Consider the following 25,437-nt stretch of genomic DNA (forward strand, 5'->3'; position numbering starts at 1 on the left):
CAGGATGAGGCCCGGAGCGATCCGGGCCTTTTTCATGCCCGCTCGACGCGGCACTGGTAGCAATTGTTGCGGGCCGAGCGGATGTGCAGGTAGGCGACATCCTCCCGGGCGAGCAGCGTTGCGGCATAGGCCGGTATGTCGGGCGTCGGCACCACGGCGCCGGTGCCGTAGAGGATGCGGTCTTCCGCCGAGTAGCCGCGCACGATGTAGTCGCGGCTTGTCAGCATCGGCGGCGGGGTTTGCGAGGGCGCGTGGGCGGCGCAGGGCTCGGCATGGAGGAAGATCGGCCCGGTTTCCGCATAGGGCTGCACGGCCGGGAAGGGACGGTGCGCCAGGATGAGATAGGGCTCCCCGGCGCCGACCAGCCGCAGGCAATGGCGACAGGGCACGCCGGTGCCGTCGGAGACATGCCGTTCCGGGGCAAGGCCGTAGGCATCCGTGCCGCCGGCCCAATAGGCGGCGGCGGTTTCGGTCGGCAGGGGCAGGAAGCGGATGGACATGGCGGGGGCTCCGGTTGACGTGGCGATACCTTCCCGCCTTTGCCGCGGCCGCGACACCCGTTTCTTGCGGCTCAGCCTGGCTTGCGGAAGAGCTTGTCGCACTGCTCCAGGAGGCGCACGGGGTCGATCGCCGGCTCTGCAAGGCAGAGGCCGACCATGGCCCTGGCGATATGCAGGTAATAGGCCTCGTTCTCCCGGGCGGAGGCGATGTTCTTGGCGATGGCCGCACGCCGGGCCACCACCCGTTTGCGCAACGGGGATGGCAGCACGCGCTCGCCGGCTGCCAGCACGCGATCCCGGATGGCGAGGTGGCGGACGCGCCTCTGCCGCGCGGCGAGCAGGCGCGTCGCCGCGGTGAAGACGAGGTCCGTCGCGTGGCGCTGCCAGATATCGGCAAGGGCGGCGGGGCAGGCGGCGAGGTAGCCCTGGAGCAGGCTTCGCCGCTGTGCGCCCTGGCGACAGAAGGGGCGCATCAGCGTGGCGGCAAGCTCGATGCCCGAGACGTCATAGGTCATCAGCTCGTAGTCGATCAGGCCGATCGCATGGTCGCCCTGCTCGATGATGTTGCTGCCGTAGAGATCGCCGTGGGTCAGCTGGTTGGCGGGAAGCCGGCGCATGCGGGCAAGGCTCTCCTCGATCCAGCGCCGCTCCTCGGGCGTGTGCGCCGCACCGGCGAGGGAAAGATAGGTCTCGTGCGGCAGCACGGGGCGGCGCCGCTCGAAAAGCGCGCCGGCTGCGGCGCCCTCGATCGCGTTCAGCTTCGCCAGCGTCCCGCCGAGCGCGGCGAGGGCCTTCGGATGGGCTTTGCGCGACAGTGGCGTGCCCGGCAGGAAGGAGAGCGCCAGCCAGTGGCCGCCGGCCCGCAGGGCCTCGCGCCGCGAGCGGGTGCCGGCACAGACATGCTGGGCGGAAATGCCTGCTTCCTGGAGCTTTCGCACCGCCGCCTCGAAGCGGTCCTTCGTCGACTTGCGCAGGAAGAAATGCAGCACATAGGTCTGCTGCTCGAACTCCACGATGCGTTTCTGGATGCTGAGGCGCCGCTTGGTGTGCAGGATGCGCACCCGCTTGCTGAGCAAATCGCGAAGGTCGGGCGTGCGGCTGTCCATGCGAGCGAGAAATTCCGTTTGTCTGCCGATCGATCCGTCCACCGGATCCATCGCCTCCGGAATTGCGCGTGACAGTCATATGGCACAGCTGTGACGGCGTTTCCAGCGGCGAATTGGTCTGGACCCGTCGCCCGAAACGCAATCACCGCGGCTGCCGGAGGACCGGGCCGCGGTGATCGTCACGGATTTGTCGCGGATTTTAGCGCACGAACTCATCGATGCGGCGCAGCGTCACGCGCCGGTTGCGCCATTCCTCGCTGAGCGTCTGGACGAGCAGGTAATCCTCGCCGTAGCCGACGGTTTCGAGGGCGCGGGAGGGAATGCCGAATTCCTGCACGAGCAGCCATTTCAGCGATTCGGCGCGGCGTTCCGAGAGGATCTGGTTGGAGGCGGCGGACCCGACGGCATCCGTATGGCCCTCGATCAGGAAGACCGCGCGGCGGCGACGGTTGAGGAGCTGCTCCATGGCGCGGGCGATCTGGCGCACCTTGCGGTATTCCGAGCGCGGAATCTCCGCGGAGCCGAAGGCGAAGTTGATCGACTGGATGTTGATCGACGGCGCGGCGCCGCGCAGGTCCGGCCGGCGCTTGAATTCGCGCACCGTCACCCGTTCCTCCTCGCGCAGGCGGCGCGTGGGGGCCGCGTCGAGCCGGCGAAGGATGATTTCCGAGGACGGCGTCTCCTGCGCGAGCGCGAGGCCCGGAAGGGCGGGAACGGCGAGGGCGGTGGCGAACGCGGTCAGAAAGGCGCGACGTTGCATGGCAGTGTTTCCTTGCTCGATTGATCGTCTGTTGGCCTGAAAGTGCCACGGACGAACTGAAGCGGACCTGAACCGCCCGTTGGGTTCCGTTCAGAATGATTAACGCGGTTCGGAGGGCGGCAGGCAGTCCCGCTTGGCGAGCGCCAGGAGCTCGGCGTCGGACAGCGGCACGAGTTCGGTATCCTTCGTGCCGACCGGCGAGAAGCCGAACATCTGGTAGAGCTGCAGGGCGCGCGGATGGTCGAGATTGTTGGTATCGACCGTCACCCGCTTCGGGCCGAGCGCCCAGGCGGCATAGAGCGTCTGGAGCAGGAACCACTTGCCGATGCCAAGGCCGAGCGCCCGCTCGAACAGGCCGAAATGGGAAAGCTCCACCACCGCGTCGTCGACCTGCAGCAGTTCGAAGAAGCCGGCGGGCGCGCCGTTCACATAGAGCACCGTCACGCTGTTGCGCTTGTCGTGCAGCGTCGCGGCCAGCGTCGCGTCGTCCATGCGCAGCCGGTCCACCCAGTGCCAGCGCCCGCCGACCTGCCGGTAGAGGAAGCGATAGAAGGCGAGCGGGATATCGGGCGCGTTGAGGATGGCGGTTTGCACGTTGACCGGCACCGGCAGGCTCTGCTTCGGCGGCGCGGTCATTTCCAGCGTGGTGACATGCACGGCGATCGGCGCAGGCTGGGACTTCTTCGCCATCAGTCTTTCCCCGTCACCACGGGCGTGTCGTCCCGCCCGCCCCATTCGGACCAGGAGCCGTCATAGAGCGTGTTGTCCTCGTGGCCGAGCGAGTGCAGGGCCAGCGTGATGATGGCGGCGGTGATGCCCGAGCCGCAGGTCGTGACGACCGGCTTGGAGAGGTCGATGCCGGTTTCCTCGAAATGCCGGCGCAGGCTGGCGAGGTCCTTGAACCGCCCGCCCTCGGAAAAGGTGCCCGACGGCATGCTCTTTGCGCCCGGCATGTGGCCGGAGCGCATGCCGGCGCGCGGCTCGGCCTCCTCGCCGGTGAAGCGGCCGGCGCCGCGGGCATCGGCGATCTGCCTTGCGCCGGTCGTGACGATGCCGCGCATCTCCTCGAAGGAGGTGACGGCATAGGGGTTGAAATTGGTGTGGAAGACGGCCGGTGCCGGTTCCGGCAGATCGGTCTGAAGCGGCCGCCCCTCCTTCTTCCAGCCGTCGAGGCCGCCATCCAGCACGAAGACGTTCTTCGCGCCCATGGTGCGGAACAGCCACCAGACGCGCGGGGCGGTGAAGATGCCGGGGCCGTCATAGACGACGATGGTGTCCGTATCGGAAATGCCGAGCTTGCCGACTTCGGCGGCGAAGAAGTCCGGCGAGGGCACGGTGTGCGGCAGCGTGCCGGAATGATCGGCGATCACGTCCTGGTCGAAGAACACGGCGCCGGGAATGTGGCCTTCGGCATATTCGGCCGCGCCGTTGCGGTTCTGTGCGGGAAGGTACCAGGCGGCATCGACGATGCGGAATTCCGGCGCGCCGAGCTGCTTTTCCACGAAATCCGCCGAGACGACGAACCGGCTCCTGTCGTTGGACATGGTCTTCTCCTATGAGGCTGGCAGGGCCTGGCATGCGCACATTGCGCGAAGGGCACTGCAAGAAATTGAATATGCTGGAAAATATCCTAGATCGATTTTGCTGTGGAGCCTATCCCGTCAAGCCTCCGGCGCACCGAAGCGGATGCGGAACCGGCGGTTCTCCTTGCCTTTCTTCTCGATCTTGGCGATGTGGATGGCGCCCACTTCCTGGGTTTCGGACACATGGGTGCCGCCGCAGGGCTGGCTGTCGATGGCGGAGTTCTCGCCGATGCACACGAGGCTGACCCGGCCGAGGCCCATCGGCGGGCGCACGTTCTTCGATTTCACGATGCCGGGATTTTCGGCAAGCTCGGCGTCGGTGATCCACTGCACGAAGACCGGATGGTTCTCCGCAACGAGTGCCATCAATCTGGCCGTCACCTCGTCCTTGTCGATCGTCTCCGTCATGTCGAAGTCGACGCGGCTGTCCTCCTCGCCGACGGCCGCGCCGGTGATCGGGTAGGGACAGACGACGGAGAGCAGGTGGCAGGCGGTGTGCATGCGCATCAGCTTGTAGCGGCGCGCCCAGTCGATATGGGCGACCACCGTCTCGCCGACGACCGGCAGCGCTTCGCCTTCCAGCGGGCGATGGAGGATGATGTCCTTGGTCGCGCCGGTCACCGCCGGGCCGAGCGCGATGCGGCTGCCGTCGGCACGCTCCAGGAAACCGGTGTCGCCGGGCTGGCCGCCCGACGTCGCGTAGAAACAGGTCTGGTCGAGCTCAATGCCGCCGTCCTGGTGCACCGCCGTCACCACCGCCTCGTTCGTCGAAAGATAGAAATCGTCGCGGAAGAGGGCAGTGGTGGTGAGGGACATGGGACCTATTCGACCGGCTGGTAGGGGACCTTGATCCCCGATTTCGCCTTCAGCCATCCCGGAACGGGCAGGCCCTTCGAATCGAGGAAGTCCGCGTTGAAGAGTTTCGACTGGTAGCGGTTAGCATAGTCGCACAGGATCGTCACGATCGTGTGGCCGGGGCCGAGGTCCCGGGCGAGCCGGATCGCGCCGGCAATGTTGATGCCCGAGGAGCCGCCGACGGCGATGCCTTCCTTCTCGATCAGGTCGAAGACCAGCGGTACGGCCTCCGAATCGGGGATCTGGTAGGAATAGTCGGGCGTGAAGCCTTCGAGATTGGCGGTGATGCGGCCCTGGCCGATGCCTTCGGTGATGGAGCTGCCGGAGGATTTCAGCTCGCCATGCGCATAATAGTTGTAAAGGGCGGCGCCGTCCGGATCGGCAAGCGCGATCTTGATGTTGGGGTTCTTCGCCCTGAGGCCCGCCGCGACCCCGGCAAGCGTGCCGCCCGAGCCGACCGCCGAGACGAAGCCGTCGACCTTGCCGTCGGTGTCGCGCCAGATTTCCGGCGCCGTCGTCTCGAGATGGGCGTCGCGGTTGGCGACATTGTCGAACTGGTTCGCCCAGATCGCGCCGTTCGGCTCGGTCTTGGCGAGTTGCTCGGCAAGGCGGCCGGAGAGTTTTACGTAGTTGTTCGGGTTCTTGTAGGGAACGGCCGGAACCTCGACGAGCTCGGCGCCGAGCAGCCGCAATGCGTCCTTCTTCTCCTGGCTCTGGGTTTCCGGGATGACGATGACGGTGCGATAGCCGAGCGCCTGCGCGACGAGGGCAAGGCCGATGCCCGTATTGCCCGCCGTGCCCTCGACGATGACGCCGCCCGGCCGCAGGGCACCGGAGCGCTCCGCCGCCCGGATGATGGAGAGGGCCGCGCGGTCCTTGACCGACTGGCCGGGGTTCAGGAATTCCGCCTTGCCGAGGATCTCGCAGCCCGTCGCCTCCGAGGCCTCCTTGAGCCGGATCAGCGGCGTGTTGCCGATTGCATCCAGAACGGACGGAAGAATTGCCATGGGACCCGAGCCTCGCGTTGTATGCCTAGATTGGAAAGCGTCTTTTCGGCCGGCAAGCGGCGCTTTGCAAGAAATCGTGTTCCCATGGAGCGATCTTCCAGAGGGATTTTTTCCATGGCGGGCCGTCAGGCGGGAGGCCGCGTGTAGACCACCTGGCGAACGTCGATGTTGCGCGCCCGGAAACCCGCCTCGCAGTAATAGAAGTAGAACTCCCAGAGCTTGCGGAAGCGCTCGTCGAAGCCGAGCGGCACGATGCGCTCCCAGGCGGCCCAGAAGCGATGGCGCCATTCGGCGAGCGTGCGGGCATAGTCGTGGCCGAAGCCGATGTCGGAGGCCGTTGCGAGCCCGACCTGCCTGCCGAGAGAGGCAAGGTGCTCGCGGGTCGGCAGCATGCCGCCGGGAAAGACGTATTTCTGGATGAAATCCGGATTGGCCCGGTATTCGGCATAGGCCTCCTGCAGGATGGTGATGATCTGCAGCCCCGCCCGGCCGCCCGGCTTCAGGCATTCGCTGAGCTTTGCGAAATAGGCCGGCCAGTAGCGTTCGCCGACCGCCTCGAACATTTCGATGGAGACGATGCGGTCATAGGTGCCGGTCTCGTCGCGGTAATCCTGGAATTTCAGCTCGACCCGGTCGGCAAGCCCGGCCTTCGCCATGCGCTCGCGCGCGAAGGCGAGCTGCTGGCGGCTGATCGTCAGGCCCGTCACCTTGCAGCCGATCTCGCTGGCGGCGAATTCCGCAAAGCCGCCCCAGCCGCAGCCGATTTCCAGCACATGGTCGTTCGGGCCGATGCCGGTCGCCTCGGCGAGCGCGCGATATTTCGCGACCTGGGCCGAGGTGAGGTCGTTCGCCCCGCGCGAATAGAGCGCGGAGGAATAGGTCATCGTCGGGTCGAGCCACTGCGAATAGAACTCGTTGCCGAGATCGTAGTGCGCCGAGATGTTGCGCTTGGACCCGCGGCGGGTGTTGGCGTTCAGCCAGTGACGGAACTTCTCCACGAGGAGGAAGAGGCCGCGCGGGCCGTTGGTGTAGCTGCGGCCGACATTCGTGTTGACGAGGAAGAGTTCGAGGAAGGCGCCGGCATCCGGGCTCTCCCAGTCGCCGTCCACGTAGCTTTCCGCGACGCCGATCGTGCCGGCGCTGACGGCGCGGTGCACGAGGTTCCAGTTGTTGAGCCGGATGATGGCGCGGGGACCTTGTGTCCTGCCGCGGATCACGAAGGTCTGCCCGCCGGGAACGGTCATCGCCAGCGCGCCGGCCTCCAGGCCCAGCAGGCCGCGCAGCACCATCCTGGCGCGCAACGGCAGGCGCTTCGTGCGTTCGGCAAAATTGGCGGCCGTCAGTGTATCGTGGTCTGAAAATGCCTTTTCTGAAATCATTTCAGTCGTCATCGATTGCCCCTCTGCCAACCCGATGTTGGGTGGAGGCTATCGTCAATGGCGCCGAACGCCAAGACGTGAATCATGACAGACCGGATCATGAAGGGGCCTATCGCGGATCGCAAAAAGGGGAGGGTTTTAACGATCTGTTAGCAAACGTGGTTAATTTTGCGTCTATCCGGCGTGTCGATGGGAACGCAAGTCCCGCCCGGCCGTTTGGAGGGAAACTGGAGACAGCATCATGTTTTTCGGACTTTTTCAGGTGAACCCGGCCATGCCCGAGGACGACATCGCAACCGGCACCTATGCGGATGGTGTGGTCGGAACGCCGCTTGCCGACCGGACGGCCCCGCCGCGTGACCGCAGCCAGGCCTTCCGCCGCACCTTTCCGGACCGGGATTACGGCCTCTCCCGCAAGGCTGGTCAGTCCGGCGCCGGAATGGTGGCCTGACACGAAGGGTGCCGGGAACAAAGGCTTGGCCCGGCGCATTCTTCCTCTGTTCGAATTCCGAACGGAGGAGGCCCCCGATGACGCATCACATCGACAATCGCCAGTTCACGCCGCGCCAGCCCCGCCATGTCCTCGACGTCATCGAACATTGCCGCAGGAATGGGCTGGACAAGGCCGAGGAACGCAAGCTGCTCCGGCTCTTCGGCCGCTTCGCCAGCCGTCACGAACTCCAGATGAACACGAAGCGCCCGCCGGTCAGCCCGCGCTAGGCAATGCGGCTTCATGGAGCGGAAAATCTGTCGATGGCTGAAAAGCAGAAGGGCCGCGCTATCCAGCGCAGCCCTTCAAGAATCTGGCTCCCCGGGCCGGATTCGAACCGGCGACCTGTCGATTAACAGTCGAATGCTCTACCGCTGAGCTACCAGGGATCATCCGCTCGCCGCGGAGTGAGCGCGTAATACAAATGCCTGATCGATTTGCCAAGCGCTTTTTGACAAAAAAATGCACGAGACTTGATTGATTTTGGAGAAGTCTCCAACTGGGAGGTGGACGAGCCTTGGAAAACCAGGCGTTTGGGTGAAACGGACGGCGGATGACGACGCGAAAAACAAATATGCATTTCGGGATAGACCCCCGCACGCGGGAGATCGTGATCGGCTCTTTTCGGATGAAACTGCCGGAATCGCGCTGGCTTCGCACCACGATCGGCGTCCTTCTCATCGTCGGCGGCCTCCTCGGCTTCCTGCCGGTGCTCGGATTCTGGATGGTGCCGCTCGGCCTTCTGGTGCTCTCGCACGATTCTCCCTTCGTCCGCCGCCAGCGTCGCCGCCTCGCCGTCTGGTGGGCCACCCGCAAGGCGCGGCGCAATGCACGCTGAAGGGCTTTGTTGCATCGCGGATGCGGACCTGCTCTAACCGGGCTGGCAAGGTTTGGGCGAGGGGCGCATATGGAATTGCTGTTGAAGGGCGTGGCGATCGGCATCGGCGCCACCGTGCTGATGGACCTGTGGGCGGTTGTCCTCTGGAAGGTCTTCCGCCAGGCGCGGCCGAACTGGGCGCCGGTCGGCCGCTGGTTCTGGCACCTGAAGAACGGCACCGTCTTTCACGACGATATAAGCAGGGCTGAGCCCCATGCGTCCGAGCTCGCGCTCGGCTGGATCGGCCACTACGCCGTCGGCATCCTCTATGGCGTGATTCTGGCGCTGCTGGTCGGGCAGGCCTGGTTCGCCGCCCCGACCTTCCTGCCGGCCTGGATTCTCGGCATCGTCACCGTCGGTGCCGGCTGGTTCCTCCTCCAGCCCGGCCTCGGCATCGGCGTGGCAGCGTCGAAGCTTCCCAATGCCAATCAGGTGCGGTTCCTCAATCTGGTTTCGCACACGGTTTTTGCCCTGGGACTCTACGGAACGGCATTGTTGCTGCGGTGAGGGCAGGGCGCCGGATCGCGGCGGTCAGTCGTTCCGGCGGTCTCGAGGAGCATATGGGACGGCCAGCGTGGTCTCGCGGCAGCGACGTGACGTCAATCGGTCGCCCGACCCCGATCTAACGTTATCGGCAGTCGCGTCCCGCGCTGCTTCTGACAGGTTGTGGTGGCTTCGTCCACCCATCACGGCCTTTTCGCGAGCCTTGAACCGCTTACCGCCCCAAACCGAACTCGACGATGTCGATTCTGCGCCGGGAGAGCAGTTCCAGGGAACGATCCGGCGCGATCCGGTAGACTTCCATATATTCATCGCCGAACCGATCGCGGAACCGGTGTTCGAACGTGCTGCCGATCGGCGCCTTCATCAGCTTCGTGCGCGGCTGGCCCTTGTAGATGATGCTCCCCGGGATCGGTTCCAGGGCGGACGCGGCCGTGCAGCCGGTCAGGGCAAAGGCAATGGCGATCGCCACGACGGTTTTGAGGCTGGGCATCGAAATCTCTCCTTATCTCGCGCACATCGGCCGTATGTCGGCGGCCTTGAGGGTTCCGCAGCACGGGGGCGACATGATGGTGGCGCTACTGGCGATCCGGTCGCACCTGTTGCTTGGGAGTGTATTCAGTGCCTCGACATCTGCGAAGGCGAAGAAGCCGGGCACGATGAAGGTTGTCGCCCGCCTCCTCGCGGGAAATTCAGACCTCATTCCCCGGCCATCTCTCAATAGCATCCATCACGCGAAGGCCATGCGATGCGGAGTGCCGATGAGCGACATAATCGACGACGGCGCGGCGATCACGACAGGAGAGGGCCGGCGGATGGCTCGGGTTGCTGCCCAATCGCCACAACGCCGGCCCAAGCAGATTTTACCGCCCCTGTATCACGCGAATGAACCTCGGGCTCTTTGTCCTGAAATCGCTGTAGGTGATGCGGCCGCTGGCGATACCGTTGAATGCGCGCTGGCAATAGATCCGGGCGACGTCGCGGCGGGGGCTGACATTCATGATCTTCGCCATTTCCGCTTTGCGCGCCGGTGACGCGCGGCGAGCGCCAGCATAGCACTTGTTGACGCCATCACGCTTGGCGGCGGGACTGCCCCTGACAATTTCCTGAGCACGGTTATAACTGGTCTCCGTGACACACCCCGTGATGAACAGGGACGCAGACGCAAGGGCTACAATCGACAACAGCCGCATATAATCCTCCTTTCGGTAACAAACGAGACAGACGATAACGTTTGAGATCCAGAGTTCAATGGATTCGTTGCGCAGCCATTGCTTCGTTCTGACTTGCCACGTCGAACCTTGCATTCGGCGCGATAGGAGAATACGCCGTAAGAGAGGTCGTTCCAGTCGCCTTTTATTCCATTCCGTGTCCCAGAGCCGTAAGGCTGGAAACTTGGCGTCAGGGGCGCCACCAGGCAGCGCGCCAACAGCGCGCGACGGACATAGCGACAACCAATCTCTTCGGAACGTTTCGCCGCCTTCACGATTTCTCTACCGCATTTCATCTTGCAAAGGAGAGACATCATGAAATCGCTGGCTGATATCTTTGAGCACACCCTTCAGGACGTCTATTATGCAGAGAACGCGATCACGAAGGCCCTGCCCAAGGTCGCGAAGGCCGCCAAGAGCGCCGAGCTGAAGAAGGCGGCCGAGGAGCACCTCTCGGAAACCAAGGACCAGATCAAGAAGCTCGAGCAGGTCTTCAAGTCGATCGGCAAGAAGGCGTCGGGCGAGAAGTGCGATGCCATCGAAGGGCTGATCAAGGAAGCCGACGGCCTTATGGAAGAAGCACAAGGCACTGCCCTTGATGCCGGCCTGCTTGCCGCATGCCAGGCTGTCGAGCACTACGAGATCGCGCGCTACGGCTCGCTTCGCGAATGGGCGAAGGATCTCGGTCATGACGAGGCGCACAAGCTCCTGAGCGAAATCCTCGACCAGGAAAAAGCGACCAACAACAAGCTGACGAACCTCGCCGTGACCGCCATCAACAAGACGACGACCGCCAAGAAGGCGGCCTGAACCGCACGACGGGACGCTGCGACACATCGAACGTCACCACCAGACATCGGGAGCCGGGCTTGATACCCGGCTCTCGTTCATCTAGTCGCCGCTTTTCCCAAGACCTGGCGGTCCATCCAGCCGACCCGTGGTCGCCGCCAGCGCGCCGATCGCATCCAGCGCAGTCGCCAGGCCTTGCATCAACAGGGCGATGTCGCGCTCTTGGCCAGATTGGCTGGTCTCCAGTGCTCGCTTCCGCAACGCGGCACTGTCCGTTTTCAGCCGGTTAAAGAGGTTGTCGTCCATGATGTTCTCCTTAAACTTGTTTGTGCCAAGTTTGAAAAACGTACGGCGCATTCTGGCGTTCCATCCGGGCGGGATGGCGTCAGATGTCGGTCACCATTGACGGGTCGGAACGAGGTCACGCGATGCGGTATGAAAATCAGGTCGAATCCTTTGAAGACCCAAAGCCAAATCGATTGCATGAGGAGCGCGCAAGCCGTCGGATACTGTTTGCCCTGCTGGTAGCGGGCGCTGTGGTCGCAAGTCTCTACGGGCTCGGTCTGGTTTTGGCGTCATCCATGGGCGGCGTATAGGCGTCGATGCCTGGGAAGGCGATTTCGCATAAAGGCAGGGGCGGGCCTTCCGGTAAACCGGAAAGGCCCGCCCCACCCAAGACTCCGCCAGGGGACCATCGCGGAGGCGCATCCGTAACCGGCGGCCCTGCACGATGTTCCAGAAGCCCGGGACATTTTTTGTCGCCGGCCCCGTTATGTCCCAAAGAGCAGGAACGGCGGAACGCCGAGTGCCGTCAGCCCCGCGAAGATCAACACAGCCGCCGCCATCAGCGTCTTGTCGGTTTCCTTCCGCTCCTTCGCTCTTTCCAACATTGCAGTTCCTCCACGATGAAACTTTGGCGCGTCAATCCGGACGCGCGCGCTTTGTTCCATCGTTGCCCGGAAACTCGTCCACCATCCGAAAAACACGCCTTTGAAGGTCTCAGGCGTTGAACGGACGGAGCAGTCTTTCGCGGAAAAGACGGGTGACGCCTCCGCCGTGGAACATCGCGACCTCATCTTTGTTTTCAATAAATCACGAAAACAAGGGAGGATGAGATGTTTCAGGCATCTCTCGGCGGCGGCTTCGGCGCGCAAGAATACGGCCTGCGCGCTTCTATCCGAGCCGCGATCGCCTATGACGAGCTTTGCTCCGGTCACAAGATCGAACTCGTCTTCGAGGCGCAGGCCATCGTCATCCACGGACGCGTGCCGCCGGATGTGGCACGGCGTGTGCGCGTGATCATCTACGAGGTTGCCGGGCCAACGCCTGTGTGGGACCGAACTTTCTGGTTGGGCTGAGTACAGCGACTGCCGCACGAACCCTTCGGCTTCACCCGCGCCGCCGGTCTCGATCGGGCCCGGGGTGTCAGCCCCGAACAACGCCGCGGCTCATTGCCCAGCCGGCGGGCTCGAACTGCCAGCGCAGAGAGGCGCAGTCCGCCGGCGGCACAGCCACACCTGAAAAATACATTCGTATTTTCAAGCAATTACGATGCGTTTTTGAAGGGAATGGAGGCCTCGCCGAGAATCGAACTCGGGTGCAAGGATTTGCAGTCCTCTGCGTAACCACTCCGCCACGAGGCCGTCCGTTTGCTATAAAGCGAGTGGTGCCGGGCGTTTAGAACGAATTGAGAAAGGGCGCAAGGGGCTTATTCCGAACACGCAATTTTTTTCATTCGCGCTCGTCTTTGCTTCCGCCTCGGCCAGAGATCCGACATACGATGGAAGGGCGCAGGGGCAGGGTGGCGCGCCCGCAGGCGCGCGCCACATTTATTGTTGCTGCGCCGGGGCGCCGCCTTCGAGGCCGACGAGGGCGATCTTGCCGTATCCGGCACCGCGCAGAAGGTTCATCACATCCATGACATTGCCGTAGTCGACCGCCTTGTCGGCACGCAGCAGGATGCGGGCATCCTTGTTGCCTTCCGTCACCGCGTCGAGTTCCGGGCCGAAATTGTCGCGGGCGATCTCGCCATTGCCGATCGAGACCGTCAGGTCCTTCTTCAGCGTCATGAAGACCGGCTTGTCCTCGCGCGGCGTCGGCTGGGCGACGGAGGAGGGCAGGTCGACATTGATGTCGACGGTGGCGAGCGGCGCGGCCACCATGAAGATGATCAGCAGCACCAGCATGACGTCGATGAACGGCGTCACGTTGATCTCGCTGTTCTCCTCCAGGTCGTCGCCGCCGCCTTCCTTGATCTTGCTCGCCATGACGTCACCCGATCTTCACGACGGAGCCGGCGGCGCGTTCGCTGCGCTGCGCGCCGTGGCGCAGCGAGCGGCGCACGTCGAGGTCGCGGCTGGCCAGCCGCTCGATGGCGGCCGAGGCGTCGCCGAGGTTCTGGCGGTAGCCGGTGATGGCGCGGGCGAGGAAGTTGTAGATCACGACGGCGGGAATGGCGGCGACGAGGCCGATCGCGGTCGCAAGAAGCGCTTCGGCGATGCCGGGCGCGACGATGGCGAGGTTCGTGGTCTGGGCCTTCGAGATGCCGATGAACGAGTTCATGATGCCCCAGACGGTGCCGAACAGGCCGACGAAGGGCGCGGTGGAACCGATGGTGGCGAGCAGGCCCGTACCCTTGGCGATGCGCCGGCCGGCATGGACCTCCATGCGGGCGAGGCGCGAGGAGATGCGCTCCTTCACGCCGCCGTCCGAAACGTGGTCGAGCACCGCTTCGGAGGCATCCATTTCCTCGCGGGCGGCGCGCGTCATGCGGGCGACCGTGCCGCGGTTGCGGCCGAGCGCCTGTTCGCCGTCCTCGAGGCCGCGCGCGACGATCAGCTGCCGCACGGCGCGGCTTGCCGAGCGCTGGGCGGCGGCCAGCTCGGCGAGCTTGGCGAGAAGCACGGCCCAGGTGACGACGGAGGCGAAGGCAAGGCCGATCATCACGCCCTTGACGACGATGTCGGCGGCCATGAACATGCCCCAAGGGGAAAGGTCGTGCGGCAGGCCGGCCTGCCGCTCGCCCGTCGCTGCATCGTCGACGGCGTCGAGCTCGGTCGCTTCCTCGCCGTCCGCCATCCCGTCGGCTTCGCCCGCGGCGGTCGTCGCCGCGTCGCCCGTCGTGGGCCGCGAGGTCGTTTCCGTGGTGGTTGTCGCCGACGTACCGTTCGTCGTGTCGCCGGCGGGCTGTCCGGCATCCGGCTGGCCGTCCGTCTGGGCGGCGGTTCCCTGGGCCTGGCCCTGGGTTGCCCCGGTCTGTGTTTCCTGGGTCTGGGCCAGGGCGGCCGGCGGGGTGGCGAGCGCCATCAGGATGATCGCGAATAGCAGTCGAGACCGTTTCAGCACGGCGTATTCCTCTTGCATGTCTCAATTTAAACGGTGCCCATCCGACAAACGGGCATGGCGCGGACGCTAGGCGCCGCTAAAACCTGACTGCTCAATACGACATTATGGAGGGGGCAGGCAATAATATGTTGAGTAATTTATTCATGATAAACCCCGGAAATTCCGGTGGGCGATCCGGGCGAAACCGCGGGAGCGCGGTTTTTGCGCGCAGACGACCGCCGCCTATGGACACCCGGCCCGAAACCGCTCTAAGAGGATTGCGACGCATCCGGCATCGCAACCGGGCCTTCGTGCCGCGGTCTGCCGCTTACTCACAGGGCTAGAGATGATTGACTACAAAGCAGCGCGCACGAAGATGGTGGACAACCAGATCCGTACGACGGATGTGACGGCGCACGAGGTGCTCGACGCCTTCCTGACCGTCGCGCGCGAAGAGTTCGTGCCCGCGGCCGTCAAGCCGCTCGCCTACATCGACGACGATATCCAGATTGCCCCCGGCCGCTACCTGATGGAGCCGTCGCCGCTCGCCAAGCTGATCCAGCTTGCCGAGATCGCCGGCACCGATGTCGTGCTGGAGGTCGGCTGCGGCACGGGCTACGCCTCGGCCATCCTGTCGCGCCTCGGCAGCTCCGTCGTGGCACTGGAAAGCGACGCGGAACTGGCCGCGCGCGCGACGGAAACGCTCGCCCGCCTCGGCTACGACAATGTCGCCGTCGTCACCGGCGATCTGGAGGCCGGCTATGCGCCGGAAGCGCCCTACGAGGTCATCTTCGTGCATGGCGCGGTGGAATTCGTTCCGGAGGCGCTCTTCGCCCAGCTGCGTGATGGCGGCCGCCTCGTCGTCGTCGAGGGCTACGGCAATGCCTCGCAGGCCCGTCTTTATATCAAGGAAGGCGTGCACGTTTCCGAACGCAACGTCTTCAACACCGCCGTCAAGCCGCTCCCGGGCTTCCGCAAGGCGAAGGAATTCGTCTTCTGAGCCAGCGCCGGCGCGAATCGTTTCGATCGGCCCGTTTGTTGCACTTTCGCAACGGGCCGGTCCTATTGTCGTTACCAAATCCTTCCTGATGGGCCTGACGACTGTTCCTGATTGAACGAAGAGGCATTATCGCGGGCGGAGCGGACCCGTCCGCGGCCGGCCGCCGATGCCGGATGGAGTGTGCCCGGCCTTCGTGCCGGTGAGAAGTGTGTAAAGGCAGCTCCCGCGACGGGCTGGCCAGGATCGGAGTTTCGTACTGTGTCCCTTCTTCGTCGAACCGCCCTTGCGCTCGCGCTCGCCACTGCCGTCCACGTCCTGCCGCAGGCGGCCCTGGCCGAGACGCTGGCCGGCGCCATGGCCAAGGCCTACGAGAACAACCCCGACCTCAACGCCGCCCGCGCCGCACTGCGCGCCATCGACGAGAACGTGACGATCGCCAAGGCCGGCATGCGGCCGCATGTGACGGGCGTGGCCGAGGTGGAGGGTACCCGCACGAACCTCGACGTTCGGCCGGCGGCCAACATTTTCGGGCAGCGCGCCGGCCGGCAGACCGATTACGTCGCCTCCAGCTACGGCATCACGATCAGCCAGCAGGTCTTCGATGGTTTCCAGACGCTCAACCGCGTCAGGGCGGCCGAGGCGAATGTTCTGGCGAACCGGGAGTCGCTGCGGGCCCAGGAGATCTCCATCCTCCTTGCCGCGGTGGAATCCTATTCGAACATTGCGCGTGACCAGCAGATCGTGTCGATCCGCAAGAAGAACATCGCCTTTCTCCAGGAGCAGCTCAGCGCCGCGAATGCGCGCCTGAATGTCGGCGAAGGGACGCGCACGGATGTCAGCCTCGCCGAGGCGGAGCTTGCCTCCGCCAGGGCTCTGCTCACCGCGGCCGTCTCCTCGCTCAAGCAAAGCGAGGCGGCTTATGTGCAGATCGTCGGTGAAATGCCGAAAGGCATCAAGCAGCCGTCGCCGGCCAAGAAGGCGATGCCCAATTCGCTGGACAATGCCGTGGCGACCGGCATGCGCGAGAACCCGAACATCCTCGCGGCCATGCGCAGTGTCGATGCCGCGGGCTTCAGCGTGAAGGAGGCCGAAGGCGCCATGTTGCCCGGTGTTTCCCTGCAGGGCAGCGTCTATAAGTCCGTCAATACCGAGGACGGGCCGAGCGACAGTCTGCAAGGCACCGTGTCCGCCCGGCTTACCGTCCCAATCTATCAGGGCGGCGCGGAATACGGCCAGATCCGCCGTGCCAAGGAGCGGTTCGGCGAAAGCCAGCTGCTGGTGGATTCCGCCCGCATGGAAGTCCAGCGCACGATCGCCACGGCGCATGCGCAATACGAAGCGGCCAAGGCCTCGATCGCGGCCATCCGGGTGCAGATCGACGCCGCCAACCAGGCGCTGAGCGGCGTCATCGAGGAGCGCAATGTCGGCCAGCGCACGACGCTCGACGTGCTCAACGCCCAGCAGAACGTGCTCGATGCGCAGGAGGACCTTGCCGCCGTGCAGCGCAATGCGGTCGTGGCGAGCTATTCGCTGCTGGCCGCCACCGGCAGCCTGACGGTGCGCAGCCAGGGCCTGGAAGTCGCGGAATACCGCGCCGAAGTGCACTACGAGGCCGTCAAGGACAAGTGGTTTGGCCTGCGGACCGTCGACGGTCGCTAGGGTCTGGACTCCATCAGGATAGGTGTTCTGTTGTCATGGACGGGCCGCCTGATCGCAAACAATGCTCGACAAGGCCAAGGTGCCTTGCCTTGCGCTTGTTTGCCTCCATCCAGTCCCGTCCATGACAACAGAACACCTATCCTGTACAGACCCTAAGCCTCGCCCTTGGCAGGGCAAACAAATCTGTGCATCACTCGTAACACATGATTCGCGGCGATTTAGTTCGCCGTCGAACTCGCCTAGGGTTTTCGGGATGTCCGGCAGGTCCCGCAGCGGCTGGCCATGGACGCCGCAGAGAACGGGGATAGAAATGGCTCAGCCAAATGTCGCGCGTGAACCGTCCATGGATGAAATCCTGGCGTCCATTCGCAAGATCATCGAGAACAACGAAGCCATGCCGGATCTTGCGGCCGATGCCGCGGACGACCGGGGCTTCGACATCACGACGGGGAGCGAGGGCCGCACCCTGCTCGATCATCCCGGCGTGATCGAACAGGGGCATGCCGAGGAGCATGTCTCCGCTGCGATCCAGCCGATCCCGCGTGCCGAGCCGGTGCAGGGCGGGCAGCCGGCCCTGTCGCTTGCCGATGTCGCCGCCCGCGTTCGCGCCGCCTCCGAGCGGCATGTCGCCAGCCGTGACATGCCGGAGCGCGAACCCGTTTCCGCCGAGCCGGTGCAGATGCCCGTGCGGGAGGAAAACCCGATCGTGACCGCGCGCATGGCGGCAAGTGCCGGCCGCACCCTGCCGGCGTTCGAGGCCGTCGCGAAGGCTGAGCCCGTTGCCGAGGACGTGGTGGCGCCGGCCGTCGTGCCCCATGCCGAGGAACGCGCCGCCCAGCCGGCTGCTGCCGGCCGGGATGTCGCCGCGATCGTCTCGCCGGCCGTCGGCGAGCGCGTGGCCCAGTCCTTCGGCGCGCTGGCGCAGGCGCTCGACGCCGGCCCGCGCCGGTCCTTCGACGAGATCGCCGAGGAGATGCTGCGCCCGATGCTGCAGGAATGGCTGGACGACAACCTGCCGACCCTCGTCGAGCGTCTGGTGCGCGAAGAGATCGAACGGGTGGCGCGCGGCCCGCGCCGCTGACCGACGCCGCCAATTCTCCAAAAGATTGGTTTAAGCCGCGCCGGAGCCCCCGGGGCGGCTTTTCTTCTGATATTGTTGACTTCGCCCCGGCCATCCGGTTTAGAAAACACAACCGACAAACAGCAGGCCACGCACGAAAATGCTTGAAAAGAACTATGATTCCGCAGCGGTCGAGCCGCGCATTGCCAAGGCATGGGAAGATGCGGACGCGTTCCGCGCCGGCGAGGGGGCAAAGCCCGGAGCCGAGACCTTCACCATCGTCATCCCGCCGCCGAACGTGACGGGCTCGCTGCATATGGGCCACGCCCTCAACAACACGCTGCAGGACATCATGGTCCGCTTCGAGCGCATGCGCGGCAAGGACGTGCTGTGGCAGCCCGGCATGGACCACGCCGGCATCGCGACGCAGATGGTCGTCGAGCGCAAGCTCGCCGCCGAGAAGCTGCCGGGCCGGCGCGAGATGGGCCGCGAGGCCTTCGTCGAGAAGGTGTGGGAGTGGAAGGCGGAATCCGGCGGCCTGATCTTCAACCAGCTGAAGCGCCTCGGTGCATCCTGCGACTGGTCGCGCGAACGCTTCACCATGGACGAGGGGCTTTCCGACGCCGTCCTCGAGGTCTTCGTCTCGCTCTACAAGGAAGGCCTGATCTACCGCGGCAAGCGGCTGGTGAACTGGGACCCGAAATTCGAAACGGCGATTTCCGACCTCGAGGTCGAGAACAGGGAAGTCGACGGCCATATGTGGCACTTCAAGTACCCGCTCGCCGACGGTGCGACCTACACCTATGTCGAGAAGGACGCCGACGGCAACGTCGTCTTCCAGGAGGAGCGCAACTACATCTCCATCGCCACCACGCGTCCCGAGACGATGCTGGGCGACGGCGCGGTCGCCGTCCATCCCTCGGACGAGCGCTATGCGCCGATCGTCGGCAAGCTCTGCGAGATCCCGGTCGGTCCCAAGGAACATCGCCGCCTCATCCCGATCATCACCGACGAGTACCCGGAACCCGATTTCGGCTCCGGCGCGGTGAAGATCACGGGCGCGCACGACTTCAACGACTACCAGGTCGCCCGCCGCAACAACATCCCGCTCTACCGCCTGATGGACACGCGCGCGGCGATGCGCGCCGATGGCGAGCCCTACGCCTTCTACGCGGCGCAGGCGCTGGAGATCGCCAAATCCGGCGACCTGCCGAACGAGGCCGAGGTCGACGACATCAACCTCGTTCCCGACGAATATCGCGGCCTCGATCGCTACGAGGCCCGCAGACGCATCGTCGAGGCGATCAACGCCGAGGGCCTCGCGGTCACCGTCAAGGATGCCGAAGGCAACGACGTGCCCTTCGTCGAGAACAAGAAAGTCATGCAGCCGTTCGGCGACCGCTCCGGCGTCGTCATCGAGCCGATGCTGACCGACCAGTGGTTCGCCGACGCCGCGACGCTGGCCAAGCCCGCCATCGCCTCCGTCCGCGAGGGCCGCACGAACTTCGTCCCGAAGAACTGGGAGAAGACCTATTTCGAGTGGATGGAGAACATCGAGCCCTGGTGCATCTCCCGCCAGCTCTGGTGGGGCCACCAGATTCCGGCCTGGTACGGCCCGGACGGTCAGGTCTTCGTCGAGAAGACCGAGGAGGAGGCGCTGCATGCCGCCATCCAGCACTACATCGCCCATGAAGGCCCCTGGAAGGCCTGGGTCGAGGAGAAGCTGGAGAACTTTGCGCCGGGCGACATCCTGACGCGCGACGAGGACGTGCTCGACACCTGGTTCTCCTCCGCGCTCTGGCCGTTCTCGACGCTCGGCTGGCCGGAACAGACGCCGGAGCTGGAAAAATACTACCAGACCGACGTGCTCGTTACCGGCTTCGACATCATCTTCTTCTGGGTCGCCCGCATGATGATGATGGGCCTGCACTTCATGAAGGACGAGTTCGGCAATCCGGTCGAGCCGTTCCACACCGTCTATGTCCACGCCCTGGTGCGCGACAAGAACGGGCAGAAGATGTCGAAGTCGAAGGGCAACGTCATCGATCCGCTCGAGCTGATCGACGAATACGGCGCGGATGCGCTGCGCTTCACGCTGGCCATCATGGCCGCGCAGGGCCGCGACGTGAAGCTCGACCCGGCCCGCATCGCCGGCTACCGCAATTTCGGCACCAAGCTGTGGAACGCCACGCGTTTTGCCGAGATGAACGGCGTTGCGGCCGATCCGAAATTCGTGCCGGAAGCGGCCTCGCTGACGATCAACCGCTGGATCCTGACGGAACTTGCCCGCACCGCGCGCGACGTCACCGAGGCGATCGAGACCTACCGCTTCAACGACGCGGCGAGCACGCTCTACCGCTTCGTCTGGAACCAGTTCTGCGACTGGTATCTGGAGCTGCTGAAGCCGGTGTTCAGCGGCGAGGATGCCGCGGCGAAGGCGGAATCGCAGGCCTGCGCGGCCTATGTCCTGGAGGAGATCTACAAGCTCCTGCATCCGTTCATGCCCTTCATGACGGAAGAGCTCTGGTCGCACACGGCCGGCGAGGGCAAGACGCGCGAAAACCTGATCTGCCACGCCGAATGGCCGTCGCCGGCCTATGGCGACGAGGCGGCCGCCGACGAGATCAACTGGCTGATCGACCTCGTCTCCGGCATCCGCTCGGTGCGCGCTGAGATGAACGTGCCGCCGAGCGCGACGGCGCCGCTTGTCATGGTGGGCGCCAATGCGCTGACGCGCAAGCGCCTTGAAACGCACGATTCGGCGATCCGCCGCCTTGCGCGCGTCGAGCAGATCCGCCTGGAGGACGCGGCGCCGAAGGGCGCGGCGCAGATCGTCGTCGGCGAGGCGACCGCCTGCCTGCCGCTCGGCACGCTGATCGATCTGGCGGCGGAAAAGGCCCGCCTGGAAAAGGCGATCGACAAGGCGAAGGCGGAAGCCGCGCGCATCGAGGCCAAGCTGTCGAACGAAAAGTTCGTCGCCAATGCCAAGCCGGAGGTGGTGGAGGCCGAGCGCGAGCGCTTCGCCGAGCTGGAGCAGCAGCTTGCAAGCCTGGCAGTGGCGCTTGCCCGCGTGAGCGAAGCGGGCTGATTCCCGTCAAATTTGCAGGGATGCTTTGAAAACCGCGCCGGGTCCCCCGGCGCGGTTGTTTATTCGGCGGACCGCTCGCAATATCTCGGCTGTGTCTAAAAAGTGACAGCCGGCTACCGGATTGGAAAAGATAACTCTTAATTAGTGGAAAGCGCCCGATATTTGAAAAATCGTTTCTGGTCGTTCAACTGCTGAGGGGCTTCATGAAAATCTTACGTAATTTTTTGAACGTCCATCGGAAATCATGGGCAAAAACTGGGGTTTGCCAATCCCGCGCTCCTCTTCGATAGTCGGGATGGAGAGGCGCGAAGCAGAGGCAGCTGCTGTTTGCGCAGGACTTTTGCAGGGGAGGATTGCATGAAACGGAAGAACATCGGCCTTTTGGGGATGACGGCGATGGCCCTGCTGGCCGCCACATCCGCGCAGGCGGGCGGCCTGGAGCGCGGCGGGTACAATATCGACCTGCTGTTCGATCCCTCGGACTATGTTTTCGAGTCGGCGGTGACCTTCGTCAACCCGCAGCGCGACATGAACAATGTCCGCGACAACATTCCCCTCGACGGCGACCTGAACGGCCTGCCGAGCAACGGCATTCGCGACACGGAGAGCTACTGGGTGCCGCGCATCGGCTTCAAGGCGTCGATCACCGATGCGATCGACTGCATGGCCGACTATTCCCAGCCCTGGGGCGCCCATATCAATCCCGGCCGCAACTGGGCGGGTGCCAACGACAATGTCGAGACCAAGATCGAGAGCCATAACTACGCGGCGACCTGCTCCTATTCCTTCGACATGGGGCCGGGCCAGTTCCGCGTGATCGGCGGCGGTTTCTACCAGGAGGTTTCCGGCTTCAAGGACCGCCTCGTCTTCGCCATGCCCGAGGGCTCGCCGCTGAACGGCATGGGCCGCCTGAAGCTGGAAGGCGAGGGCTGGGGCTGGCGCGCCGGCATCGCCTACGAGATCGAGGAATATGCGCTGCGCACCAGCCTCGTCTACAACAGCGCGGTGAAGCTCGACGACATCACCGGCACCATGGACCTCCGGCAGGTGCCCGGCGCCGTCCTGCCGGGTTTTGCGGGTGTCAGCACGCCGGTCTTCGGCTCCGCCGACATGCCCGATTCGCTGGAGTTCAAGTTCCAGACGGGCATCGCGCCGGACTGGCTCGCCTTCGGCTCGGTCAAGTGGACCGACTGGAGCCAGCTGCAGAGCCTGCCCTTCTGCCCGGTCGCCACGCGCGGCATCGACTGCCGCACGAGCGGCCCGACGGAGGTCACCTCGCTCGACCTGCTCTATCGCGACGGCTGGACCGTTTCGGGCGGCATCGGCCACAAGTTCAACGACAAGATCAGCGGCGCGGTGAGCCTGACCTGGGACCGCGGCACGAGCACCGGCATCGGCACGCATGCCGATACCTGGACCGTCGGCACGGGCATTTCCTATGCGGCGAACGAGAATGTCGAGTTCCGCCTGAGCGGCGCGCTGGGCATCCTGACGAGCGGCTCGTCCGGCCAGGTCGTCAAGGACGGCCGCACCTTCGGCCGCCGCGTCTCCTACGATTTCGACAGCGATCTCGTGACGGCGATCTCCACGTCGCTGAAGATCAAGTTCTGATCCGGCGGACCATTGGCGATCAGAATCGGGCCCGGTGTCATCACCGGGCCCTTTTTCTTGGTTAATGTTTCGTTACCTCGTCGCAGGCTTGATGGGGAAACCACAACGACGCCTCAAAATATGTGACGGAATCGCAACACATTTTTTTCCAGAGTTTGCTACACAACCGGGAGAGCGACGAAATGTCCATTTCCCGCCACAAACGGGGCGCAGCGATAACGACATGTAGACGCGTGGAAGCCGCGCCCAGGGAAACGATGAGCCAGCCGATGTCATTGCCGCCGGAGTTGCCGGAAACCCGCACGAGACCTGTGCGTTCCCGGTTCGGCGCTAGGAAGAAGGTCCGGCGCGGAATTGTAGAAGTGATGCCGAAGTCCGAGTTGATGCCGATGAAAGTAGTGGTATTGGGCCTTTGTCTCTCGCTCTCCTTCGGGGCGGCGTCCCAGGCTCTCGCATTCGATCCCCAATCCGGCGTCAGCAAGGAAAGCGGCCCCTTCGATCTCTTCAAGTTCGGCTTCTTCTCCTACAAGGAGGGGCGCAAGAGCGACGCCGTCGAGGCCTACCGCTACGCCGCCGAAAAGGGGCATACGGGCTCGCGCTGGGCGCTCGCCAACATGTATGCCGATGGCGACGGCGTGCCGGAAAACGATCTCGAAGCCTTCAAGATGTACAGCGAGATCGCCCAGGCCGGCGTCGAGCCGGGCTCGGAGGATACGGGCTACTTCGCCAATGCGCTGATCGCGCTCGCCAGCTACTATCGCCGCGGCATTCCGGACAGCCCCGTCAAGGTCGACATGGCGCAGGCCCGCCAGCTCTATTTCCAGGCCGCCTCCGCCTTCGGCATTCCCGAGGCCCAGTTCCAGCTCGGCCGCATGATGCTCTCGGGCGAGGGCGGCAATGTCAGCGTGCACCAGGCCAAGAAATGGCTGAACCGCGCGCGCAACAACGGCCATGCCGGCGCGATGGGCCTCTTCGGCAACATCCTTTTCCAGGAAGGCCAGACGGCCCGCGGCCTTGCCTTCATGACCGCCGCGCTCGATCATTGCCCGCCGAAGGACTGCGGCTGGCTGCAGGCCACGCAGGAAGAGGCCTTTTCCGTCGCCAGCGAGGACGACCGCCGCAAGGGCGTGGCGCTCGCGCAGAGCATCCGGTTCAGCCCGGAAGAATAGCGGCAAGATAGCCCCCCTCATCCGGCCTGCCACCTTCTCCCCGCAGGCGGGGAGAAGGGATTTGTGGCAAGGCCGCGCCCCATCTTCCTTCTCCCCGCTTGCGGGGAGAAGGTCGCGGCAGCGGGATGAGGGGCGGCTCTGTACTCTACGCCGCGTAATCCAGCACTGCCACGACCGGCACGTGGTCGGACGGCTTTTCCCAGTTGCGCACATGCTTTTCGACCGCCGTCGAGACGAGGCGGTCCGAGGCTTCGGCCGACAGCATGAGATGGTCGATGCGGATGCCGAAATTCTTCGGCCAGCAGCCGCCCTGATAGTCCCAGAAGGTATAATGCGGCACGGCATCGCTCGAGGCGCGCACGGCGTCCGTGAGGCCGAGGTTCTCCAGGCGCCGGAAGGCCTGGCGGGTCGGCGGCAGGTAGAGCGCGTCCCGTTCCCAGACCTTCACGTCCCAGCAGTCGTGCGGCTCGGGAATGACATTGTAGTCGCCGGCAAGGATCAGCGGCTCCTCGAGCGCCAGCCGGTCCTCGGCAAAGGCGATCAGCCGGTCCATCCAGGAAAGCTTGTAGGGATATTTTATCGGGTCGTCCGCCGGATTGCCGTTGGGCAGGTAGATCGAGCAGACGCGGATCGCGCCGCCCTCGACGGAGAACACGCCCTCGATGAAGCGGGACTGCACGTCCTCCTCGCCGCCGGGCAGGCCGCGGTTCACCTCGTCCGGCCGGATCTTCGAGAGGAGGGCGACGCCGTTGAAGCCCTTCTGGCCGTGCGTCTCGACATGATAGCCGAGCGCCTCGATCTCGCCGCGCGGAAACCCTTCGTCGATCGTCTTGATTTCCTGGAGCGCGACGATGTCGGGATTGGAGGCTTTCAGCCAGGCGACGAGATTGTCGATGCGCGCCCGCACGCCGTTGATGTTCCAGGTGGCGATCTTGATCGGCATGCAGGTTCCCGTCTTGGTTCTTGAAAGGTCAGATCGAGAAGCTGGTGCCGCAACCGCAGCTGGCGACGGCGTTCGGGTTCTTGATCTGGAAGGACTGGCCGAGAAGGTTGTCGACGAAATCGATCTCGGACCCGTCCATGTAGATGAGCGAGAGCTGGTCGATCAAGACCTTCGCATTGTCCCGCTCGAGCACCAGGTCGTCGTCCTGCTGGTCCTCGACGAGGTCGAACTTATAGGAGAAGCCGGAACAGCCGCCGCCCTCGACGGAGACGCGCAACGCCTGCTTCTCGGGCGAGGCCGTCAGGATCGACGCGATGCGCCGTGCGGCGGCGTCGGAAATGGTAACGGACTTGTCGGTCATGTCTGCCTCCTGCCGGGGTCAAGGTCCGGAGAGAATCGCTATCCTTCCGGAACGGCGCTTCTGCCGCTCCTGGCGTGACCTGCTGCGAACCGTCTCAAACAAATCCTTGAAAAGGCTTGTATTTCAAGCTCCGCTTGCAGCCGGACTTGCCGCTGTGCACACTA

General features: G+C 64.5%; 28 protein-coding genes and 2 tRNA genes. 14 read left to right on the forward strand and 16 right to left on the reverse strand.

Features of this window, described 5'->3' with window-relative positions:
- Positions 1-32 precede the first annotated feature (32 nt).
- From AABQ55_RS13200 to AABQ55_RS13235, 8 genes are all read right to left on the reverse strand, one after another.
- The gene (locus tag AABQ55_RS13200) at positions 33-500 is read right to left on the reverse strand and encodes a DUF1203 domain-containing protein (RefSeq protein WP_272805338.1); all 468 of its coding nucleotides are present in this window, start codon (positions 498-500) and stop codon (positions 33-35) included.
- A gap of 71 nt (positions 501-571) precedes the next feature.
- Entirely contained in the window at positions 572-1,606 is a 1,035-nt protein-coding gene (locus AABQ55_RS13205; protein WP_272805339.1) for a phosphotransferase enzyme family protein, read from the reverse strand.
- Between the two features lie 199 nt (positions 1,607-1,805).
- Positions 1,806-2,366 (reverse strand): OmpA family protein, encoded by a 561-nt coding sequence (locus tag AABQ55_RS13210; RefSeq protein WP_244765649.1) that lies wholly within the window; start codon positions 2,364-2,366, stop codon positions 1,806-1,808.
- 99 nt (positions 2,367-2,465) lie between these two features.
- Complete coding sequence (locus tag AABQ55_RS13215; RefSeq protein WP_272805340.1) at positions 2,466-3,056, reverse strand: GNAT family N-acetyltransferase; 591 nt, start codon at positions 3,054-3,056, stop codon at positions 2,466-2,468.
- Positions 3,056-3,910, reverse strand: a complete 855-nt coding sequence (gene sseA / locus AABQ55_RS13220) for a 3-mercaptopyruvate sulfurtransferase (protein ID WP_272805341.1) — start codon at positions 3,908-3,910, stop codon at positions 3,056-3,058. Before sseA ends, AABQ55_RS13215 begins: the two co-directional genes overlap by 1 nt.
- A 117-nt stretch (positions 3,911-4,027) precedes the next feature.
- Positions 4,028-4,765: an alanyl-tRNA editing protein gene (locus AABQ55_RS13225; RefSeq protein WP_272805342.1), complete on the reverse strand. Its 738-nt coding sequence runs from the start codon at positions 4,763-4,765 to the stop codon at positions 4,028-4,030.
- A 5-nt stretch (positions 4,766-4,770) separates the two neighbouring features.
- Positions 4,771-5,811 carry a cysteine synthase A gene (locus tag AABQ55_RS13230; RefSeq protein WP_272805343.1) on the reverse strand — a complete coding sequence of 347 codons (1,041 nt, stop codon included), beginning with the start codon at positions 5,809-5,811 and terminating at the stop codon, positions 4,771-4,773.
- A 125-nt stretch (positions 5,812-5,936) separates the two neighbouring features.
- A complete protein-coding gene (locus tag AABQ55_RS13235) occupies positions 5,937-7,202 on the reverse strand; it encodes an SAM-dependent methyltransferase (RefSeq protein WP_272805344.1) in 1,266 nt (421 codons plus the stop codon).
- 229 nt (positions 7,203-7,431) lie between these two features.
- Here AABQ55_RS13235 and AABQ55_RS13240 point away from each other — a divergent pair, with 229 nt between their 5' ends.
- Together AABQ55_RS13240 and AABQ55_RS13245 are read left to right on the forward strand one after the other, a co-directional pair.
- Positions 7,432-7,641, forward strand: coding sequence for a hypothetical protein (locus AABQ55_RS13240; protein WP_244765643.1), 210 nt, complete (start codon positions 7,432-7,434; stop codon positions 7,639-7,641).
- 77 nt (positions 7,642-7,718) lie between these two features.
- The gene (locus tag AABQ55_RS13245; RefSeq protein ID WP_244765642.1) at positions 7,719-7,910 is read left to right on the forward strand and encodes a hypothetical protein; all 192 of its coding nucleotides are present in this window, start codon (positions 7,719-7,721) and stop codon (positions 7,908-7,910) included.
- Positions 7,911-7,994: 84 nt separating this feature from the next.
- Here AABQ55_RS13245 and AABQ55_RS13250 read toward each other — a convergent pair.
- Positions 7,995-8,069, reverse strand: a tRNA-Asn gene (locus AABQ55_RS13250).
- Positions 8,070-8,233: 164 nt separating this feature from the next.
- On the opposite strand from AABQ55_RS13250, the gene AABQ55_RS13255 reads away from it, so the two are divergent.
- Entirely contained in the window at positions 8,234-8,518 is a 285-nt protein-coding gene (locus AABQ55_RS13255; RefSeq protein ID WP_244765641.1) for a hypothetical protein, read from the forward strand.
- A gap of 69 nt (positions 8,519-8,587) precedes the next feature.
- Complete coding sequence (locus AABQ55_RS13260) at positions 8,588-9,064, forward strand: DUF2938 domain-containing protein (RefSeq protein WP_272805345.1); 477 nt, start codon at positions 8,588-8,590, stop codon at positions 9,062-9,064.
- Between the two features lie 208 nt (positions 9,065-9,272).
- On the opposite strand, the gene AABQ55_RS13265 is transcribed toward AABQ55_RS13260, so the two are convergent.
- Positions 9,273-9,551 carry a hypothetical protein gene (locus tag AABQ55_RS13265; RefSeq protein WP_272805346.1) on the reverse strand — a complete coding sequence of 93 codons (279 nt, stop codon included), beginning with the start codon at positions 9,549-9,551 and terminating at the stop codon, positions 9,273-9,275.
- On the opposite strand from AABQ55_RS13265, the gene AABQ55_RS13270 reads away from it, so the two are divergent.
- The gene (locus AABQ55_RS13270; protein WP_272805347.1) at positions 9,517-10,092 is read left to right on the forward strand and encodes a hypothetical protein; all 576 of its coding nucleotides are present in this window, start codon (positions 9,517-9,519) and stop codon (positions 10,090-10,092) included. The genes AABQ55_RS13265 and AABQ55_RS13270 overlap by 35 nt on opposite strands.
- Before the next feature lie 492 nt (positions 10,093-10,584).
- Positions 10,585-11,079, forward strand: coding sequence for a YciE/YciF ferroxidase family protein (locus AABQ55_RS13275; protein ID WP_244765637.1), 495 nt, complete (start codon positions 10,585-10,587; stop codon positions 11,077-11,079).
- Positions 11,080-11,160: 81 nt separating this feature from the next.
- Here AABQ55_RS13275 and AABQ55_RS13280 read toward each other — a convergent pair whose 3' ends face one another.
- Positions 11,161-11,364: a hypothetical protein gene (locus tag AABQ55_RS13280; protein ID WP_272805348.1), complete on the reverse strand. Its 204-nt coding sequence runs from the start codon at positions 11,362-11,364 to the stop codon at positions 11,161-11,163.
- An 83-nt stretch (positions 11,365-11,447) separates the two neighbouring features.
- On the opposite strand from AABQ55_RS13280, the gene AABQ55_RS13285 reads away from it, so the two are divergent.
- Together AABQ55_RS13285 and AABQ55_RS13290 are read left to right on the forward strand one after the other, a co-directional pair.
- Positions 11,448-11,654, forward strand: coding sequence for a hypothetical protein (locus AABQ55_RS13285; protein WP_244765635.1), 207 nt, complete (start codon positions 11,448-11,450; stop codon positions 11,652-11,654).
- Positions 11,655-12,173: 519 nt separating this feature from the next.
- A complete protein-coding gene (locus tag AABQ55_RS13290; protein WP_272805349.1) occupies positions 12,174-12,416 on the forward strand; it encodes a hypothetical protein in 243 nt (80 codons plus the stop codon).
- 211 nt (positions 12,417-12,627) lie between these two features.
- On the opposite strand, the gene AABQ55_RS13295 is transcribed toward AABQ55_RS13290, so the two are convergent.
- The 3 genes from AABQ55_RS13295 to exbB form a co-directional block, all read right to left on the reverse strand.
- Positions 12,628-12,701 (reverse strand) — tRNA-Cys (locus AABQ55_RS13295).
- A 186-nt stretch (positions 12,702-12,887) separates the two neighbouring features.
- Positions 12,888-13,325, reverse strand: a complete 438-nt coding sequence (gene exbD, locus AABQ55_RS13300; RefSeq protein WP_244765633.1) for a TonB system transport protein ExbD — start codon at positions 13,323-13,325, stop codon at positions 12,888-12,890.
- Positions 13,326-13,329: 4 nt separating this feature from the next.
- On the reverse strand, positions 13,330-14,403 hold the full coding sequence (exbB, locus tag AABQ55_RS13305; protein WP_272805350.1) for a tonB-system energizer ExbB: 1,074 nt from the start codon (positions 14,401-14,403) through the stop codon (positions 13,330-13,332).
- A 328-nt stretch (positions 14,404-14,731) separates the two neighbouring features.
- Here exbB and AABQ55_RS13310 point away from each other — a divergent pair, with 328 nt between their 5' ends.
- The 6 genes from AABQ55_RS13310 to exoR all read left to right on the forward strand — a co-directional run bounded on the left by AABQ55_RS13310 (position 14,732) and on the right by exoR (position 23,969).
- Positions 14,732-15,382: a protein-L-isoaspartate O-methyltransferase gene (locus AABQ55_RS13310; protein ID WP_398430730.1), complete on the forward strand. Its 651-nt coding sequence runs from the start codon at positions 14,732-14,734 to the stop codon at positions 15,380-15,382.
- 258 nt (positions 15,383-15,640) lie between these two features.
- Positions 15,641-17,041 carry a TolC family outer membrane protein gene (locus AABQ55_RS13315; protein WP_272805351.1) on the forward strand — a complete coding sequence of 467 codons (1,401 nt, stop codon included), beginning with the start codon at positions 15,641-15,643 and terminating at the stop codon, positions 17,039-17,041.
- 310 nt (positions 17,042-17,351) lie between these two features.
- A complete protein-coding gene (locus AABQ55_RS13320) occupies positions 17,352-18,122 on the forward strand; it encodes a PopZ family protein (protein ID WP_272805352.1) in 771 nt (256 codons plus the stop codon).
- 139 nt (positions 18,123-18,261) lie between these two features.
- Positions 18,262-21,189, forward strand: a complete 2,928-nt coding sequence (locus AABQ55_RS13325) for a valine--tRNA ligase (RefSeq protein WP_272805353.1) — start codon at positions 18,262-18,264, stop codon at positions 21,187-21,189.
- A gap of 357 nt (positions 21,190-21,546) precedes the next feature.
- Positions 21,547-22,800 carry an OmpP1/FadL family transporter gene (locus AABQ55_RS13330; RefSeq protein ID WP_272805354.1) on the forward strand — a complete coding sequence of 418 codons (1,254 nt, stop codon included), beginning with the start codon at positions 21,547-21,549 and terminating at the stop codon, positions 22,798-22,800.
- 365 nt (positions 22,801-23,165) lie between these two features.
- Positions 23,166-23,969, forward strand: a complete 804-nt coding sequence (exoR, locus tag AABQ55_RS13335; protein WP_244765995.1) for an exopolysaccharide production regulator ExoR — start codon at positions 23,166-23,168, stop codon at positions 23,967-23,969.
- Between the two features lie 145 nt (positions 23,970-24,114).
- Here exoR and xth read toward each other — a convergent pair whose 3' ends face one another.
- Positions 24,115-24,906 (reverse strand): exodeoxyribonuclease III, encoded by a 792-nt coding sequence (gene xth, locus AABQ55_RS13340; protein ID WP_272807452.1) that lies wholly within the window; start codon positions 24,904-24,906, stop codon positions 24,115-24,117.
- A gap of 34 nt (positions 24,907-24,940) precedes the next feature.
- Complete coding sequence (erpA, locus tag AABQ55_RS13345) at positions 24,941-25,273, reverse strand: iron-sulfur cluster insertion protein ErpA (protein ID WP_244765626.1); 333 nt, start codon at positions 25,271-25,273, stop codon at positions 24,941-24,943.
- Positions 25,274-25,437: the final 164 nt, after the last annotated feature.

It is taken from the genome of Shinella sp. WSD5-1, from assembly GCF_963942435.1.
Lineage (GTDB): Bacteria > Pseudomonadota > Alphaproteobacteria > Rhizobiales > Rhizobiaceae > Shinella > Shinella yambaruensis.

What these genes read in the sequence shown, in the direction of transcription:
- AABQ55_RS13200 (WP_272805338.1), bottom strand. Translation starts at nt 500, where the DNA reads ATGTCCATCCGCTTCCTGCCCCTGCCGACCGAAACCGCCGCCGCCTAT.
- AABQ55_RS13205 (WP_272805339.1), bottom strand. Translation starts at nt 1,606, where the DNA reads ATGGACAGCCGCACGCCCGACCTTCGCGATTTGCTCAGCAAGCGGGTG.
- AABQ55_RS13210 (WP_244765649.1), bottom strand. Translation starts at nt 2,366, where the DNA reads ATGCAACGTCGCGCCTTTCTGACCGCGTTCGCCACCGCCCTCGCCGTT.
- AABQ55_RS13215 (WP_272805340.1), bottom strand. Translation starts at nt 3,056, where the DNA reads ATGGCGAAGAAGTCCCAGCCTGCGCCGATCGCCGTGCATGTCACCACG.
- sseA (WP_272805341.1), bottom strand. Translation starts at nt 3,910, where the DNA reads ATGTCCAACGACAGGAGCCGGTTCGTCGTCTCGGCGGATTTCGTGGAA.
- AABQ55_RS13225 (WP_272805342.1), bottom strand. Translation starts at nt 4,765, where the DNA reads ATGTCCCTCACCACCACTGCCCTCTTCCGCGACGATTTCTATCTTTCG.
- AABQ55_RS13230 (WP_272805343.1), bottom strand. Translation starts at nt 5,811, where the DNA reads ATGGCAATTCTTCCGTCCGTTCTGGATGCAATCGGCAACACGCCGCTG.
- AABQ55_RS13235 (WP_272805344.1), bottom strand. Translation starts at nt 7,202, where the DNA reads ATGACGACTGAAATGATTTCAGAAAAGGCATTTTCAGACCACGATACA.
- AABQ55_RS13240 (WP_244765643.1), top strand. Translation starts at nt 7,432, where the DNA reads ATGTTTTTCGGACTTTTTCAGGTGAACCCGGCCATGCCCGAGGACGAC.
- AABQ55_RS13245 (WP_244765642.1), top strand. Translation starts at nt 7,719, where the DNA reads ATGACGCATCACATCGACAATCGCCAGTTCACGCCGCGCCAGCCCCGC.
- AABQ55_RS13255 (WP_244765641.1), top strand. Translation starts at nt 8,234, where the DNA reads ATGACGACGCGAAAAACAAATATGCATTTCGGGATAGACCCCCGCACG.
- AABQ55_RS13260 (WP_272805345.1), top strand. Translation starts at nt 8,588, where the DNA reads ATGGAATTGCTGTTGAAGGGCGTGGCGATCGGCATCGGCGCCACCGTG.
- AABQ55_RS13270 (WP_272805347.1), top strand. Translation starts at nt 9,517, where the DNA reads ATGGCGATCGCCACGACGGTTTTGAGGCTGGGCATCGAAATCTCTCCT.
- AABQ55_RS13265 (WP_272805346.1), bottom strand. Translation starts at nt 9,551, where the DNA reads ATGCCCAGCCTCAAAACCGTCGTGGCGATCGCCATTGCCTTTGCCCTG.
- AABQ55_RS13275 (WP_244765637.1), top strand. Translation starts at nt 10,585, where the DNA reads ATGAAATCGCTGGCTGATATCTTTGAGCACACCCTTCAGGACGTCTAT.
- AABQ55_RS13280 (WP_272805348.1), bottom strand. Translation starts at nt 11,364, where the DNA reads ATGGACGACAACCTCTTTAACCGGCTGAAAACGGACAGTGCCGCGTTG.
- AABQ55_RS13285 (WP_244765635.1), top strand. Translation starts at nt 11,448, where the DNA reads ATGTCGGTCACCATTGACGGGTCGGAACGAGGTCACGCGATGCGGTAT.
- AABQ55_RS13290 (WP_272805349.1), top strand. Translation starts at nt 12,174, where the DNA reads ATGTTTCAGGCATCTCTCGGCGGCGGCTTCGGCGCGCAAGAATACGGC.
- exbD (WP_244765633.1), bottom strand. Translation starts at nt 13,325, where the DNA reads ATGGCGAGCAAGATCAAGGAAGGCGGCGGCGACGACCTGGAGGAGAAC.
- AABQ55_RS13320 (WP_272805352.1), top strand. Translation starts at nt 17,352, where the DNA reads ATGGCTCAGCCAAATGTCGCGCGTGAACCGTCCATGGATGAAATCCTG.
- AABQ55_RS13325 (WP_272805353.1), top strand. Translation starts at nt 18,262, where the DNA reads ATGCTTGAAAAGAACTATGATTCCGCAGCGGTCGAGCCGCGCATTGCC.
- AABQ55_RS13330 (WP_272805354.1), top strand. Translation starts at nt 21,547, where the DNA reads ATGAAACGGAAGAACATCGGCCTTTTGGGGATGACGGCGATGGCCCTG.
- exoR (WP_244765995.1), top strand. Translation starts at nt 23,166, where the DNA reads ATGCCGAAGTCCGAGTTGATGCCGATGAAAGTAGTGGTATTGGGCCTT.
- erpA (WP_244765626.1), bottom strand. Translation starts at nt 25,273, where the DNA reads ATGACCGACAAGTCCGTTACCATTTCCGACGCCGCCGCACGGCGCATC.